General features: G+C 66.7%; 11 protein-coding genes, 2 tRNA genes and 1 pseudogene. 6 read left to right on the top strand and 8 right to left on the bottom strand.

Annotation, left to right across the window (positions count from 1 at the left end):
• Positions 1–9 precede the first annotated feature (9 nt).
• The 4 genes from wrbA to A5645_RS09010 are packed head-to-tail and all read right to left on the bottom strand — an operon-like array spanning position 10 to position 5710.
• Positions 10–612 (bottom strand): NAD(P)H:quinone oxidoreductase, encoded by a 603-nt coding sequence (gene wrbA / locus A5645_RS08995; RefSeq protein ID WP_065129283.1) that lies wholly within the window; start codon positions 610–612, stop codon positions 10–12.
• Complete coding sequence (locus A5645_RS09000) at positions 609–2039, bottom strand: phytoene desaturase family protein (protein ID WP_065129284.1); 1431 nt, start codon at positions 2037–2039, stop codon at positions 609–611. The genes wrbA and A5645_RS09000 overlap by 4 nt, the downstream gene beginning before the upstream one ends.
• Positions 2040–2087: 48 nt before the next feature.
• A complete protein-coding gene (locus tag A5645_RS09005; protein ID WP_253866896.1) occupies positions 2088–3872 on the bottom strand; it encodes a tetratricopeptide repeat-containing glycosyltransferase in 1785 nt (594 codons plus the stop codon).
• A gap of 35 nt (positions 3873–3907) precedes the next feature.
• On the bottom strand, positions 3908–5710 hold the full coding sequence (locus tag A5645_RS09010; protein WP_253866897.1) for a tetratricopeptide repeat-containing glycosyltransferase: 1803 nt from the start codon (positions 5708–5710) through the stop codon (positions 3908–3910).
• A gap of 156 nt (positions 5711–5866) precedes the next feature.
• Between A5645_RS09010 and serA the strand changes: the two genes are divergently transcribed.
• Together serA and A5645_RS09020 are read left to right on the top strand one after the other, a co-directional pair.
• On the top strand, positions 5867–7453 hold the full coding sequence (gene serA / locus A5645_RS09015) for a phosphoglycerate dehydrogenase (protein ID WP_065129286.1): 1587 nt from the start codon (positions 5867–5869) through the stop codon (positions 7451–7453).
• Between the two features lie 46 nt (positions 7454–7499).
• Positions 7500–8510 (top strand): 3-isopropylmalate dehydrogenase, encoded by a 1011-nt coding sequence (locus A5645_RS09020; RefSeq protein ID WP_065038206.1) that lies wholly within the window; start codon positions 7500–7502, stop codon positions 8508–8510.
• Positions 8511–8643: 133 nt separating this feature from the next.
• Here the strand turns inward: A5645_RS09020 and A5645_RS26985 are convergent.
• Together A5645_RS26985 and A5645_RS09040 are read right to left on the bottom strand one after the other, a co-directional pair.
• Positions 8644–9699: pseudogene (locus tag A5645_RS26985) on the bottom strand (MFS transporter); the annotation flags it as partial.
• 48 nt (positions 9700–9747) lie between these two features.
• Positions 9748–10995 (bottom strand): MFS transporter, encoded by a 1248-nt coding sequence (locus A5645_RS09040; protein ID WP_065129371.1) that lies wholly within the window; start codon positions 10993–10995, stop codon positions 9748–9750.
• A gap of 418 nt (positions 10996–11413) precedes the next feature.
• Here A5645_RS09040 and A5645_RS09045 point away from each other — a divergent pair, with 418 nt between their 5' ends.
• The 4 genes from A5645_RS09045 to A5645_RS09060 all read left to right on the top strand — a co-directional run bounded on the left by A5645_RS09045 (position 11414) and on the right by A5645_RS09060 (position 14023).
• A complete protein-coding gene (locus tag A5645_RS09045; protein ID WP_065129290.1) occupies positions 11414–12202 on the top strand; it encodes a fumarylacetoacetate hydrolase family protein in 789 nt (262 codons plus the stop codon).
• Positions 12199–13671, top strand: a complete 1473-nt coding sequence (gene gltX, locus A5645_RS09050) for a glutamate--tRNA ligase (protein WP_081288244.1) — start codon at positions 12199–12201, stop codon at positions 13669–13671. The genes A5645_RS09045 and gltX overlap by 4 nt, the downstream gene beginning before the upstream one ends.
• A 135-nt stretch (positions 13672–13806) precedes the next feature.
• Positions 13807–13878: transfer RNA gene (locus A5645_RS09055), tRNA-Gln, on the top strand.
• A gap of 72 nt (positions 13879–13950) precedes the next feature.
• Positions 13951–14023 (top strand) — tRNA-Glu (locus A5645_RS09060).
• Positions 14024–14040: 17 nt separating this feature from the next.
• Here the strand turns inward: A5645_RS09060 and A5645_RS09065 are convergent.
• Together A5645_RS09065 and A5645_RS09070 are read right to left on the bottom strand one after the other, a co-directional pair.
• Complete coding sequence (locus tag A5645_RS09065; protein ID WP_065129292.1) at positions 14041–14553, bottom strand: pyridoxamine 5'-phosphate oxidase family protein; 513 nt, start codon at positions 14551–14553, stop codon at positions 14041–14043.
• Between the two features lie 60 nt (positions 14554–14613).
• The gene (locus tag A5645_RS09070; RefSeq protein ID WP_065129293.1) at positions 14614–15315 is read right to left on the bottom strand and encodes an IclR family transcriptional regulator; all 702 of its coding nucleotides are present in this window, start codon (positions 15313–15315) and stop codon (positions 14614–14616) included.
• Between the last annotated feature and the right edge of the window lie 73 nt (positions 15316–15388).

Here is a 15388-nt window from a genome sequence, read left to right on the forward strand (position 1 = left end):
CTCGGCGGACTACGACGATGCTAGGCGTCCGGCAACCTGCACCACCCGCTGCGCGAGGTGCTCCAGCGCGTCGGCAGTCGCCGAGTCGAATTCGCTGATGTTGTCGTGCGTGGAGACCAGGCTGACGCCATACGGGTTGCCGTCGACGAACTTCAGCGGATCGGTGTAACCCGGCGGCACGATGATGCCGCCGAAGTGCATCAGGGTGACATACAGCGTGAGCAGGGTGGTCTCCTGACCACCGTGCAAGGTGTTGGACGATGTGAAAGCCGCGTACACCTTGTCCGCGAGTTTGCCCTCCGCCCAGAGCCCGCCCAGCCCGTCCAAGAAGTCGCGCAACTGCGAGGCGACTGAACCGAATCGGGTGGGGGAGCCGAAGATCACCGCGTCCGCCCACACGATGTCGTCGCCGGTGGCCACTGGAAGATCCTTGATGGCTTCGTAATTCGCCGTCCAGGCGGGGTTGTGCGCGAAGGAGGCCGGGTCACGGGTTTCGGCCACCGGCCGCAGCCGAACTTCGGCGCCCGCTGCCTCGGCCGTCGCCGCGACGCGCTTTGCCATCGACGTGCCATGCCCGGTGGCCGAATAGTAGATGATCGCGAGTTTTGTCATGGGCAGAGCTTAGGCATCTCCTTGATGCCGAACTCACGCCGCAGTAGGGTCCGCACGGCGTAATAGCCGCCCATGCCGTGCACCCCGGCGCCGGGCGGCGTGGCCGCTGAGCACAGATACACCTTGGGAATCGGTGTACTCCAAGGGTTCAGCCGCGGCGTTGGACCCAGCGTCGCCCGGAACACCGAGGCCCCGCCCACCGCGATGTCGCCTCCGATGTAGTTGGCATTGTGCTCGGCCATCCGCGCGGCCGGCACACTGCGTACCCCCACCACGATGTCGCGGAACCCGGGCGCGAACCGCTCGACCACGGCGGTGACGGCCTCGGTCGCGTCGACGGTGGATCCCGCGGGCACATGCGCGTACGTCCAGAACGGCCGGCGGCCCTCGGTGTCGATGCGGCCGGGATCGACGAGGTGCGGCGAGGACCCGAGCACCATCGGCAACTGCGCGTGCCGTCCCGCGGCGATGTCGGCTTCGGCTCGCGCCATCTCCTGGCGGGTACCACCGAGATGCAGGGTTGGCGCCTGAGTGAGCCGCGGGTCCGACCACGGAATCTCATCGTTGAGGACGAAATCGACCTTGGCCGCCCCCGAACCGAATTTGTAGTGCTGCAATGCTTTTGCGTACCCACCCGGAATCGAGTCGCGGTACACCCGCAGCAGCGCGGTCGGGGCCGTGTCGAAGACCGCGACGCCTTCCGGTGGGGCATCGACTTCCACTCCCGACGTCAGCTGACCGCCGTGCGCCCGCAGGTCGGCGATCAGGGCGTCGGAGATCTGCTGGGTGCCGCCCACCGGGATTGGCCAGCCGACCGAATGCGCGAGCGTGGACAACATCAGCCCCGCGCCCGCCGACGCCAGTGACGGCAACGGTGTAATCGCGTGCGCAGCAACGCCGGTGAACAGCGCTCGGGCGTCGTCGCCGCGCAGTGCGGCCCAAGCGGGGGTGCCTTGAGTGAGCATGCGCACGCCCAGTCGAATCGGAGTCGGAATCGATCTCGGTATCGAGCGTTTGTCACCCAACAAGAAGGCGACCACCGCATCGGAGTTCGACACCAACGGGCCGAGAAAGCGACGCCACGCCCCGCCGTCGTCCAACTCCGCGCAGGTCCGTTCCAGGTCGCGATACGCGATCGCCGCGGGTCGGCCCGGGAGCGGATTGGCATAGGAGATCTCAGGCACCGCCAATTCGACTCCGCGCGCGGACAGGTCGAACTCGGCGAAGAACGGCGAGGCGTAACCCAGCGGGTGCACCGCCGAGCAGACGTCGTGCAGGACTCCGGGGAATTCGAAGTCGGCCTGGGTTCGTGCCCCGCCGCCGAAGGTTGGCTGAGCTTCGATAACCTGCACCTTCAGGCCGGCGCGGGCGCATATGACGGCTGCGGCAAGCCCGTTGGGCCCGCTGCCGACGACGGTGACGTCCATCTGTGAATTACAGCCGACGACGTTGCCGAAGGGAACCCGGCAACCGCTCTACGCCGACGCGATGCATAACACCTCGTCGAGGGTGGCGGTCGCGAGCCCCGCGGCGGCGGCGCGCCGGCCTAGTTCGGCGAGGGGATCTGGATCAATGTCACGGATACCGCCGACGCGATCCAGTAGGGCGGTGTCGAACATGGCGGGGCCACAAGCCACCTGCTCACCCAGCACGTAGCGACCCGCGCCAGGGGCTCGGCGCACCGTATCCTCCGCCGCGCTCGCACCGCTCAGCGTGACCGCATCGTCGACGTTGATCGCCACCTGGAACACCCGTGGTTCGGCCTCGAGCACCGCGGTGAGGCGGGTGATGAAGTCTTCGACTGCGTAGAACTGCCAGCCCTGCCCGAGGTGTAGCCAGAACCGTCCGTGGATCTGAGCGCGTAGGGAGGTGAGGTTGGCGCCCGGCCTGTTGCCGGGGGCGGCATCAGTGAACTCGAGAAACCCATAGCGCTCAAGGAGGTTCGCCCGATCTGCGGATGACAAGCCGGCATCGACCACCAAGAAGCGTCCGACCCGCGACACGTCGGTGCAGCAGTTCAGGAAAGAGTTCAGGGTCAGATCGGTGCCTGCGCGATCTGGGCTGGCGACCAGGCTGACGGTGACCTCGACGTCACGCGGACCGGCAAAGAGGCGTTGCGCCAAGGCCTCCGGGTAATCGGAAGCCGCGTCGATCATCGAGGGCGCACAGACGTCGAGGTTGGCCGCCATCCGTTTGCGGTCATCGTCAGGGATGTCAGGGCGGGCCAGGACTCGCCGCCAGAGCGCGAACGCGTCGGCCTTCTTGTTGATCCACGACGCGCACACCGCCTGTTCGTCGAGCGCGCGCCAGTTGTAGACGTCAGCGGCGACGAAGACGATGTCATTTTCGGGGTAGGGGATCTCGGCAGCGCGCTTGGCAAACATGTAGCCGGGTTCATAGCGCTGCTGCCTGCAATACCACCGTGCGATGGCATACAGCGGCTCGGCCCGGCTCGGCCGGTTTTCCCAAGCCAACAGATACCTGTGCTGCACCTGCGCCCACGGCTCGCCGAGTTCTGCCATCGACGCCGCGACCCGCAACAGCGAGTAGAAGACCTCTTCATCCCAACCACCCATCTCGGCGCGGCGCTCATACCACTTTCGCGCGTTGGCGTAGTCGCCCAAGCAGAAGTAGCTCTGGGCGAGGTAGAAGACGGACCGAGAATCGGTGGGATTGCGTTCGACTTCGGCGAGCAGCAGGTCGCGGTCGCTGGCGTGCTTGCGTTTCAGGTCGCTGTTGCGTGCGCCGAGTCGACGAGATTCGACGTGGTAGTTGCCGTCCAATCGGTCGTGGCGGAAGCTCGCGTCGTCCGTCACATATTCATGCACAACGCCCACGTAGCGGACCGGCAGCCCGTCACGGAATAGATGTGGTCGCCAAAAGGTGGTGGTTTCCGAGTCTCGGCACCGCAGCCAGTAGACGTCGGCGCTGAGCCCGGTGAAGTCGATCGTGCCTTCGATGGTGTCGTCAGCGTCCATAACCCAGACGTAGTCGGCCCGTCCCTGCGCCAGGGCCAGCGCCTCGGTCCGGTTGTGGCCGAAATTGCGCCAAGGCCGTTCGAACAACTCCCCGGGTATGCCGAGTTCGGACATCCGGTTCCGGATGATGTCCTGAGTCCCGTCGTCGGAGCCGGTGTCCACGATGACCCACGAACTGAGGTGCGGGGCCGCCACGTCAAGCACGTCGCGGACGACATGAGCCTCGTTGCGCACGATCATGTTGAGACAGATCGCGGGGCGGGCGGTCACACCATCGGGCACGGCGAGCTCCTGGGTTCTCGTTGGTGTCAGCCGGCTCAGCCGTGAGCCGGCTGACTCGCCGGGGACACCATATTGATGCACAACACCTCGTCAAGGCTGGCCGTCGCCAGACCGGCGGCTGTGGCCCGCCGTCCCAGCTCGGCGAGGGGATCGCGGTCATTGCCTTGAAGGCCCCCGACGCGATCAAGCCGCGCGGTGTCGAACATTGCCGGGCCGTACACCACTTGACTGCCAAGCACATAGCGTCCGGCGCCCGGCGCGCGGGACACCACGTCGTCCGTTGCGGTCGCACCAATCAGCTTGTCCGCATCGGTGAAGTTGACCCCCACCTGATACGAGGTCTCCTCGGCCTCGAGCACGCTGGACAGGCGGGTGATCAGGGGCTCCCGGGCATAAAACTGCCAACTTTGTCCGAGGTGCAGCCAAAACCGTCCGTAGATCTGGTCACGAATCTGCGACAGCACCGCGCCCGCAGATGCGCCGGCGGCGATCGGACGAAACTCCAGAAACGGATACCGCTCGAGCAGGAACGCTCGATCGGCCGCTGCTAGGCCGGCATCAACGACCAGAAACCGCCCGACCCGCCATACGTCGGAGCAGCAGTTCAGCAGTGAGTTCAGCGTCACCTCGGTGCCGGCGCGATCCGGGCCGGCGATCAGGCTGAGCACGACCTCGGCGTCGCGGCGATGGCCCACCAGGTGCCGCGCCAGTTCACCGGGGTAGGAGGCGGCCGCTTCGAAGATCCTCGGTGCACTGTTGTCGCAGTTGGCGGCAATTCGCCGCCGTTCTTCGTCGGGAATGTTGTCCTTGGCCAGGACTCGACGCCAGAGTGCGACCGCCTCGGCGTGCTCGCCGATCCATGAGGCGCAGACGGCAGCCTCGTCGAGCGCACCCCAGGTGTAGGTGTCAGCGCTGACCAGCCACGTGTCCTCGGTGGGAAACGGGATCTCGGCGGCGTGCTTGGCGAAGAGATAGCCGAGCAGGTAGCGCTCGTCGAGGCGGTAGCGATAGGCGATGGCATACAACGGTTCCGCGCGGATCGGCCGGAATTCCCAAGCCCGCAGGTAGGCGTCCTGTACCTCGTGCCAGGGCGCCTTCATCGACCACATTGACTCCGCGACGCGGTACATCGAGTGGTACACCTCTTCGGCCCACCCGCCCATGTCGATGCGGTGCTGGTACCACTTGATGGCGTTCTCGAAATCGCCCAAATCGAAATAACTTTGGGCGAGATAGAAGACCGACCGCGCATCCTCGGGATCGCGTTCGACCTCAGCTAGCAGCAGGTCGCGGTCGCTCTCGTATTTCCGCTTCGGATACAGGTTGCGCGCTCCGAGGCGGCGCGAATCGATGTAGTAGTCGCCGTCGAGCCGGTCGTGGCTGAAATCGGAGTCGACCATGACGTATTCATGGACCACGCCTTCGTAACGGACCGGCAACCCGTCGCGGAAAAGGTTTGGCCGCCAGAAGATTTCGTTGGTCTGGCCATAGCGGAGCTGGTACAGATCCTTGCCCAACTGGCCGAAGTCGAGGTTGCCGACGACCTTGTCGTCAGCATCGAGGACCCAGATGTAGTCGCCGTGGCCCTGGGCGAGGGTCAATGCCTCGGATCGGTTGTGACCGAAATTGCGCCACGGCCGCTCGTGCAACTTCCCGGGGATACCGAGTCTGGCCATGTGCTCACGGATGACGTCCTGTGTCCCGTCGTCGGAGCCGGTGTCCACGATCACCCAGGCGCTGATGTACCGCGCGATGTCCTCGAGGGTTTGCCGAATGATCGCCGCTTCATTGCGGACGATCATGTTGACGCAAATTGCCGGGCGTACCAGTGAGGACACGGCCGGATCGTACTCAGCGGCGCGCGTGGTGGTAAGAGATTCGCCCTGCTGAATTCCAGTTGAACCGCGGGCCGCCGCCGAAGCCGACACCGCGGACGGCGGCGACCCGCTTCGCCCGGCTCCGCCGCGCTCGCGATCCCCGACTACGCTGTCCGCGTGAACCTGCCTGTTGTATTGATCGCCGACAAACTTGCCCAATCAACTGTCGCTGCCCTGGGAGACCAGGTTGAGGTGCGCTGGGTAGACGGGCCTGACCGGGAGAAACTCCTGGCCGCGGTGCCTGAGGCGGATGCGCTGCTGGTCCGGTCGGCCACCACGGTGGACGCCGAGGTGCTGGCCGCCGCCGCCAAGCTCAAGATCGTCGCCCGCGCCGGCGTCGGGCTGGACAACGTCGACGTGGACGCCGCCACCGCTCGTGGTGTGCTGGTGGTCAACGCCCCGACGTCGAACATCCACAGCGCCGCCGAGCACGCGATCGCGCTGCTGCTGGCCGCCGCGCGCCAGATCCCGGCCGCCGACGCGACATTGCGCGAGCACACCTGGAAGCGGTCGAAGTTCTCCGGCACCGAGATCTTCGGCAAGACCGTTGGCGTGGTGGGACTGGGCCGGATCGGGCAGCTCGTCGCCCAGCGGATCGCCGCCTTCGGCGCCCACATCGTCGCCTACGACCCGTATGTGTCGTCGGCTCGCGCCGCCCAGCTGGGCATCGAACTGCTGTCCCTTGACGACCTGCTCGCCCGGGCCGACTTCATCTCGGTGCACCTGCCCAAAACCCCCGAGACGGCGGGACTGATCGATAAGGAGGCGCTGGCCAAGACCAAGCCCGGCGTCATCATCGTCAACGCCGCCCGGGGTGGCCTGATCGACGAGGCCGCGCTGGCCGAGGCCATCAACAGCGGCCACGTGCGCGGTGCCGGGCTCGACGTGTTCGCCACCGAGCCCTGCACCGACAGCCCGTTGTTCGAGCTCCCGCAGGTGGTCGTCACCCCGCACCTGGGCGCCTCCACCGCCGAGGCCCAGGACCGGGCCGGCACCGACGTCGCCCAGAGCGTGCGGCTGGCGTTGGCGGGGGAGTTCGTCCCGGACGCGGTGAACGTCGGCGGCGGCGTTGTCAGCGAAGAGGTGGCGCCCTGGCTGGACCTGGCCCGCAAGCTCGGCGTGCTGGCGGCCGCGTTGTCCGACGAGTTGCCCGTGTCGTTGTCGGTGCAGGTGCGCGGTGAGCTGGCCGCCGAAGAGGTCGAGGTGCTGAAGCTCTCGGCGCTGCGCGGGCTGTTCTCGGCTGTGATCGAAGAGGCGGTGACATTCGTCAACGCGCCGGCGCTGGCCGCCGAGCGGGGGGTAACGGCCGAAATCAGCAAGGCCACCGAGAGCCCGAATCACCGCAGTGTGGTCGACGTGCGGGCCGTGGCCGCCGACGGCTCGGTGGTCAACGTCGCCGGCGCGCTGTCCGGGCCGCAGCTGGTCGAAAAGATCGTGCAGATCAACGGCCGCAACTTCGACCTGCGCGCTCAGGGCATCAACCTGGTGATCAATTACGCCGACCAGCCCGGCGCGCTGGGCAAGATCGGCACGCTGCTCGGGGCGGCCGGGGTGAACATCCAGGCCGCTCAGCTGTCCGAGGACACCGAAGGGGACAGCGCCACGATCCTGCTTCGGCTGGATCAGAACGTGCCCGCCGAGGTGCGGTCGTCGATCGCCGACGCGGTGGGCGCCAACAAGCTCGAAGTCGTTGATCTCTCATGAGAAGCGCCGGCGACGACGCAAAGCGAAGCGATGAGGAGCGGCGCAGATGAAGTTGGCGGTCATTGGCGGCGACGGTATCGGTCCGGAAGTCACCGCCCAGGCTCTCAAGGTCCTCGACGCCGTCCTGCCTGGGGTCGAGAAGACCGAGTACGACCTCGGTGCCCGGCGGTACCACGCGACCGGCGAGGTGCTGCCGGAGTCGGTGGTGCCCGAGCTGCGTGAGCACGACGCGATCCTGCTCGGCGCTATCGGTGATCCGTCCGTCCCCAGCGGCATATTGGAGCGGGGTCTGCTGTTGCGCATGCGCTTCGAGCTCGACCACCACGTGAACCTGCGGCCCGCGCGGCTGTATCCGGGGGTGCGGAGCCCGTTGGCCGGGGACCCCGAGATCGACTTCGTGGTTGTGCGCGAGGGCACCGAGGGGCCCTACACGGGCAACGGCGGTGCGATTCGCGTCGGCACAGCCAACGAGGTGGCGACGGAGGTGAGCGTCAACACGGCGTTCGGGGTGCGCCGGGTGGTCACCGACGCCTTCGAGCGGGCGCAGGCGCGCCGAAAGCACCTGACCCTGGTCCATAAAACCAACGTGCTGACATTCGCCGGTGGGCTGTGGTTGCGCACGGTGCAGGAGATCGGCGAGAAGTACCCCGACGTCGAAGTGGCCTACCAGCACGTCGACGCCGCCACGATCTTCCTGGCCACCGACCCGGGCCGGTTCGACGTGATCGTCACCGACAACCTGTTCGGCGACATCATCACCGACCTGGCCGCGGCGGTCTGCGGCGGAATCGGGTTGGCGGCCAGCGGGAACATCGATGCGACGCGCACCAATCCGTCCATGTTCGAGCCGGTGCACGGCAGTGCCCCCGATATCGCGGGTCAGGGCATCGCCGATCCGACGGCGGCGATCATTTCGGTGGCGCTGTTGCTTTCCCACCTCGGCGAGACCGACGCGGCGGCCCGGGTGGACCGGGCGGTCGAGGCCCACTTGGCAACTCGCGGGACCGAACGGCTTGCCACCACCGATGTCGGCGAACGGATTGTCGCCGGGCTGTGATCTCCAGGCCCGGCGGCAGCACGCGGGCCGGCACCAACGGCGCCGCCACCAGAGGGAACAGGCCGCATAGCGCCCACGCCAACGGGTAGGCGGCCGTAGTGATCAGGGCGCCGAACATCGGCGGCCCGGCCGCGGCCATCAAGCGCTGAGTGGTGTTCTGGGTGCCCAGCGCGCGTCCACTCCAATACGGCCCGGCGAACTCAGTGATGGCGGTGGCTTCCAGCCCGTTGTCCAGGACCGCGACGACCGAGATGACGACCATCAGCAGCACGTCGTAGCGCGAGCCGATGTTGTCGGTGAAAGCCAGCAGGAACAGCGTCAGCGCGGCCGCCAGCGCGATGAATCGGACCGGTCGCATTCGGGAGCCGACGCGATCCGACCAGCGGCCCACCAGAATTCGGCCCCCCGCGCCGATCAATTGTGAAATCGTCACCATCCCACCGGCCGCGGCGACCGACCAGCCGTGGTGATTGATCAGCCACACCAGCATGAAGGTCACGGTCACCGTCTGCGGCATCATCAGCAACGCCGACGCCGCGTGTATGCGCCACAGCACCCAGGAGCCGCGGTACGGGCTGGCGAGTTCTTCGTCGCTGGCCGACGCGCGCGACTTGCGCGGTGGGTCGGTGACGCCCACCAGGCTGATCACCGCGGCGATGCCACACGCCACCGCCGGGAACATCAGCCCGGCGTGGGCGCCACGCTCGGCCAGCCCCGGAATCACCAACGCGCCCAACGCAATTCCCACCGGTTGTGCGGTCTGACGGATACCCATCGCCAGCCCTCGTTGGTGCGGCGGGAACCAGCCGGAGACCAGCCGGCCACCGGCACTGTTGCAGCTGGCTGCGGCCATACCGCCGAGGAACAGGAACACACCCATCAGAAGCAGCGAGTGCACGGATGCCGCGGCGTAGGCCGCCGCAGCGGTAAGTGCGGAGCCCACCGTCAACACGATCCGCTCACCGACGCGGTCCAGCACATATCCCCAGGCGATCAGCGTGACCACCATGCCCCAGCTGGGCATGGACGCCAACAGACCCGCCTGCGTCAGCGGCGTTCCCCGCGCGGCTTCCAGTCTCGGGATCAAGAATGCGACGCCGTTGATGAAGAGGAATGAGCTTGCCGTGACGAACAGCGAAACGACCACGATCGTCCAGCGAGCGGCCGGGCTGGTCGGCTCCCTGGGCATTTGTCCATGCTCGCACAGGTTGGGGGATCGCCCTGTCGGCTAGTTTCGCTACCGGACCAGCCGGTCGCGAAGGCGGCCGTTGGGGGGTTGCTGGCGCGCCCGTTCCTCCAACCCGGGTGCCACCAGAGCGGTTGGCACCACCGGTACGGCTGCCAACGGGAACAGGCCACACAGCGCGAACGCGGCCGGATAGCCGAAGGCGCCGATGATCGCGCCAAACATCGGTGGCCCGGTCAGCGTCATCAACCGCTGGATGGTGTTCTGAACTCCCAGCGCGCGCCCGGCCCAGAACTGACCGGCGAACTCGGTGATCGCGGTGGCTTCTAATCCGTTGTCCATCACCGTAATCACCGATGTCGTGATCATCAGCGCCACCGCCAGGGGACCGTAGAAGTTGTTGGTGAAGGCCAGCAGCAGCATCGTCACGCCGGTGCCGGAGGCGATAAATCGAATGGGGCGCATGCGGGATCCGATGCGGTCCGACCACCGGCCCGCCGCGATGCGGGTGACAGCGCCGAGCAGGGCCGTGAGCGTCACGAGGCTGCCGGCGGACTCCACGGACCAACCTTGATTCTTGTTCAGCCAGACCAGCATGAACGTCACCGTCATCGACTGCGGCATTACCATCAACGCGGAAAGCGCGTGGATACGCCATAACACGGTGGTTCCGTGGTAGGGGCTGGCCAGTTCGTCCTCGCGCGCCACCGCGCGAGGCTTGCGCGGCGGGTCGTGCGCGACGACGGCGGCGACCACCGCCGAGATTGCACATGCCAGCGCGGGAAACAGCAGCCCGTGGGCCGGTGGTCCATGTTCAGCCAGATGCGGAATCATCAACGCGCCCATGGCAATTCCGAGCGGCTGGGCGGTCTGGCGGACCCCCATGGCCAAACCCCGCTGCTCCGGCGGAAACCAGCCGGCTACTAGGCGGCCACAGGCGGGGTTGCAGCTCGCCGCACCCATGCCGCCGAGGAACAGCAGAATCCCCATCATCAGCAGCGAGTCGACCGTCGACGCCGCGTACGCGGCCGCCGCCGTCACCATCGAACCCACCGTCAGCACAATTCGTTCGCCGATGAGGTCGGCTACGTAACCCCAACCGATGAGCGTCACCACCATGCCCAGGCTCGGCATCACCGACAGCAGACCGGATTCCGACAGCGGGGTTCCGTGCGCGGCTTCCAGCGCCGGGATCAGGAATGGGACCGCATTGATGAAGCTGAACGCGCTGGCAGTCACCACGAGCGCGACGGCCACCATCGACCAGCGCGTCGCCGCGCTGACCGCGTGCGATGACATCAAGCCATGCTTGCACAGAAGTGACGTCATAAGGAGGGCTGATTTGAACGGAGGGTTTCAGCTACGACGACGCCGAGACTGCAAATTTGGAGGGCTCCACTCGCACTTTCGCTGCAGATTTGCAATCTCGACGAGTGTGCCGTTGGCAAGCGGGCCCTGCGGGCCCGCATCGTCACCCGGCTCGGCTTGATCGCCGGGCTCCTCCTCGGGCCCTGCGGGCCCGCATCGTCACCCGGCTCGGCTTGATCGCCGGGCTCCTCCTCGGGCCCTGCGGGCCCGCATCGTCACCCGGCTCGGCTTGATCGCCGGGCTCCTCCTCGGGCCCTGCGGGCCCACATCGTCACCCGGCTCGGCTTGATCGCCGGGCTCCTCCTCGGGCCCTGCGGGCCCACATCGTCACCCGGCTAGGCTCATCCGAATGCGCCTTGGTCGAATCGCCAGCCCAGACGGAGTCGCCTTTGTCAGCATCGAAGGCCAATTGGACGACCGCAACAGCCTGACCGCCCGCGAAATCGCCGAGCATCCGTTCGGCACCCCGACTTTCACCGGCCGCTCCTGGCCCCTGGCCGACGTGCGGCTGCTGGCGCCGATACTTGCCAGCAAGGTGGTCTGCATCGGCAAGAACTACGCCGACCACATCGCCGAGATGGGTGGTCAGGCGCCCGCTGACCCGGTGATCTTCATGAAGCCCAACACCGCGATCATCGGACCGAACGTGCCGATTCGATTGCCGGCCAACGCCTCGCCCGTGCACTTCGAGGGGGAGCTGGCGGCCGTGATCGGCCGGGCCTGCAAAGACGTCTCCGCGGCGCAAGCCGCTGACAACATCCTTGGCTACACCATCGGCAACGATGTGTCGGCTCGCGATCAACAGCAGGCCGACGGTCAGTGGACCCGCGCGAAGGGCCACGACACTTTCTGCCCGATCGGGCCCTGGATCGTCACCGATGTCGACCCCGCCGATCTGGCACTGCGTACCGATGTCAACGGCGATGTCAAACAGAACGCCCGCACCTCGTTGATGATTCACGACGTCGGCGCCATCGTGGAATGGATCTCGGCGGTGATGACGCTGCTGCCGGGCGATCTGATCCTGACCGGTACACCGGCCGGAGTGGGCCCAATCGAAGATGGTGACACGGTCTCCGTCACCGTGGAAGGAATTGGTACCCTCACCAATCCCGTTGTCCGCAAAGGAAAGTCGTGACTACAACCGACCACGTCCGGGTTCGCTTCTGCCCGTCGCCCACCGGCACCCCGCACGTCGGGATGGTCCGCACGGCACTGTTCAACTGGGCGTACGCGCGGCACACCGGCGGCACCTTCGTTTTTCGCATCGAAGACACCGACGCCCAGCGCGACAGCGAGGAGAGTTATCTGGCCCTGCTCGACGCCATGCGCTGGCTGGGCCTGGACTGGGACGAGGGTCCCGAGATCGGCGGCCCCTACGCGCCGTACCGACAGTCCCAACGCGCCGACCTCTACCGGGACGTGCTGGCGCGACTGCTGGAAGCCGGCGAGGCCTATTACGCGTTCTCGACGGCGGAAGAGGTCGAGGCACGCCATGTCGCCGCCGGCCGGAATCCGAAACTGGGTTACGACAACTTCGACCGGCACCTCACCGATTCGCAGCGTGCGGCATACCTGGCCGAGGGGCGCCAGCCGGTGGTGCGGCTACGCATGCCCGACGAGGACCTCAGCTGGGATGACATGGTGCGCGGCCCGACCACGTTCGCGGCCGGCACGGTGCCCGACTTCGCCCTCACCCGCGCCAACGGAGATCCGTTGTACACCTTGGTCAATCCGTGCGACGACGCGCTGATGAAGATCACCCACGTGTTGCGCGGCGAGGATCTGCTGCCCTCGACACCGCGCCAGCTGGCGCTGTATCAGGCGCTGATCCGGATCGGGGTGGCCGAACGGATCCCGGAATTCGCTCATCTGCCAACGGTTTTGGGTGAGGGCACCAAGAAACTGTCCAAGCGGGACCCACAGTCCAATCTGTTCGCCCATCGCGATCGCGGGTTCATTCCCGAGGGCCTGCTGAATTACCTTGCCCTGCTCGGCTGGTCGATCGCTGATGACCACGACCTGTTCAGCCTCGACGAGATGGTCGCCGCCTTCGACGTGGTCAACGTCAATTCCAACCCGGCCCGCTTCGACCAGAAGAAGGCCGATGCGCTCAACGCCGAGCACATCCGGTTGCTCGCCGTCGACGACTTCACCCGCCGGCTGCGCCACTACCTCGAAACACACGGGCACCACCTCGCCCTGGACGAGCAGAGCTTCGCCACCGCCGCCGAACTGGTGCAAACCCGCATCGTCGTGCTCGGCGACGCGTGGGCGCTGCTCAAATTCCTGAACGACGACGAATACGCCCTGGACCCGAAGGCGGCGGCCAAGGAGCTGGGTCCGGATTCGGCTGCGGTGCTCGATGCAGCCATCGCCGTGCTGACGGGCGTCGCAGACTGGACCACCGCGCAGATCGAGGAGGCGCTCAAGGCGGCCCTCATCGAGGGACTGGCGCTCAAACCCCGCAAGGCTTTCGGTCCGATCCGCGTGGCCGCCACCGGAACCACGATCAGCCCGCCGTTGTTCGAGTCCCTGGAGTTGCTGGGTCGCGATCGCAGCCTGCAGCGGCTGCTTTCCGCGCGCCAGCAGGTGCCCGCGCAGTAGGCGTGCGGATCACCCCGCAAGTCTTTGGTAGTCTGCACTTCGGCTTCAACAAGGCCTGCAACGGCCGGCAGGAGCGGTTCCCAAGACCTGAGATAGGTCGAGGAAACGCCCTGACCAGCGGTTATGGGCAGCCGATGGGGTATGGTGTAATTGGCAACACAGCTGATTCTGGTTCAGCCATTCTAGGTTCGAGTCCTGGTACCCCAGCAAAACCTCACCAGCTCAAGCGATTAGGTGGGGTCTGCGGGGTGAGCTATGCTGGCACTCCGGATCGTGTCTGGCCCCGTCGTCTAGCGGCCTAGGACGCCGCCCTCTCACGGCGGTAGCGTGGGTTCGAATCCCATCGGGGCTACAAATCCAATTCTGCGGCTATTCGCCGCCTCGGCGCGCCGCCGGCGCGGTGGTACCGCCCACCGGCATGCTGGGCATGCCCAATTTGCGGTGGTCCCAGGAGCGGGCACGCCTGCTGACAATGCGGACACAGACCCGCTTGTTCATCATCTGCTCGACGAACGGCTTCATATCGTCGGTGTAGGGGCCGGTGTAGCGTTCCCAGACGCTGACCCCGACTCGATGGGAAACTTCTGGATCGTCGACGATTTCGGCGACGCCTTCGAAAGAGACTCCGCGCAACGTGTCATAAGTGTCGCCGTCCTCTATGAGGAAACTGACCCGCGGGTCCCGCTTGAGGTTGACCGCCTTCTGCGACTTGGCTTTGGTCTCCAACCAGATCTCGCCGTCGACCACGGCGTACCACATTGCCGTCAGGTGCGGCTGACCATCGGAGCCGATGGTGGCCAGCGTGCCGGTCCGGCTGTTGTTCACGAAGTCGGTGATCTCCGCCTCGGACATGACGATGCTCGCGCGCTGATTGGTTCCCATAGGCGTCAGTCTGACAGGCGGGCGGTGGCGAGTCTGCGCCGGTGGCGCGGACAGTCACACCTACAGCAAGCGAGCGATCGCGTCCGCCGCCGCTAGTAGGTCGTCCGCCCACCGCGCCCCGGGTCGTCGCCCCATCCGATCGACCGGTCCGGAAACCGAAATCGCGGCCACCACCGCGCCGCGGCCGTCGCGCACCGGGGCGGACACGCTCGCGACGCCCGGCTCGCGCTCGGCGACGCTTTGCGCCCAGCCGCGCCGGCGCACCTCGGCCAGCACCCGGTCGGTGAACATCGCCTGCGGCAGCACCGCCTGCTGCGTGGCGGCGTCGCTGTGGGCCAGCAGCACTTTGGCGCCCGAACCGGCCGTCATCGGCAGCCGCGCGCCGACGGGCACCGTATCGCGAAGCCCCGCAGGGGGTTCCAGGGCCGCGATGCAGACCCGCGAGGTGCCTTCCCGGCGGTACAACTGCACGCTCTCACCCGTCGTCTCGCGCAACTGCGGCAGCACAGCGGCGCCCGCGGCCAACAGCGGATCGTTGACGTGCGCGGCGAGTTCGGTGACCGCCGGGCCAAGCCGCCAACGGCCGTCCTCGTCGCGTCCGAGCAGCCGATGGACTTCCAGGGCCGCCGCCAGTCGATAGGTCGTTGCCCGGGGCATACCGGTTCGTTCGCACAGTTCGGCCAGCCCACAGGGGGATTCCGCGACCACCTGCAGAATGCCGACGGCTTTGTCCAGAACGCCGATGCCGCTATGCTGTCTCACAAGGAGATACTAGCGTCTCGCATTATGAGATCACAGCCCTGGATCATCGCGAGCCGTGAATAAGCGAATCGAG

Origin of the sequence: Mycobacterium asiaticum, from assembly GCF_001673635.1 — a bacterium.
GTDB classification, from domain to species: Bacteria; Actinomycetota; Actinomycetes; order Mycobacteriales; family Mycobacteriaceae; genus Mycobacterium; species Mycobacterium asiaticum_C.

Bases quoted from the DNA above. Each gene is read 5' to 3' on its own strand.
- wrbA (WP_065129283.1), bottom strand. From the start codon at position 612: ATGACAAAACTCGCGATCATCTACTATTCGGCCACCGGGCATGGCACG.
- A5645_RS09000 (WP_065129284.1), bottom strand. From the start codon at position 2,039: ATGGACGTCACCGTCGTCGGCAGCGGGCCCAACGGGCTTGCCGCAGCC.
- A5645_RS09020 (WP_065038206.1), top strand. From the start codon at position 7,500: ATGAAGTTGGCGGTCATTGGCGGCGACGGTATCGGTCCGGAAGTCACC.
- A5645_RS09040 (WP_065129371.1), bottom strand. From the start codon at position 10,995: ATGTCATCGCACGCGGTCAGCGCGGCGACGCGCTGGTCGATGGTGGCC.
- A5645_RS09045 (WP_065129290.1), top strand. From the start codon at position 11,414: ATGCGCCTTGGTCGAATCGCCAGCCCAGACGGAGTCGCCTTTGTCAGC.
- A5645_RS09065 (WP_065129292.1), bottom strand. From the start codon at position 14,553: ATGGGAACCAATCAGCGCGCGAGCATCGTCATGTCCGAGGCGGAGATC.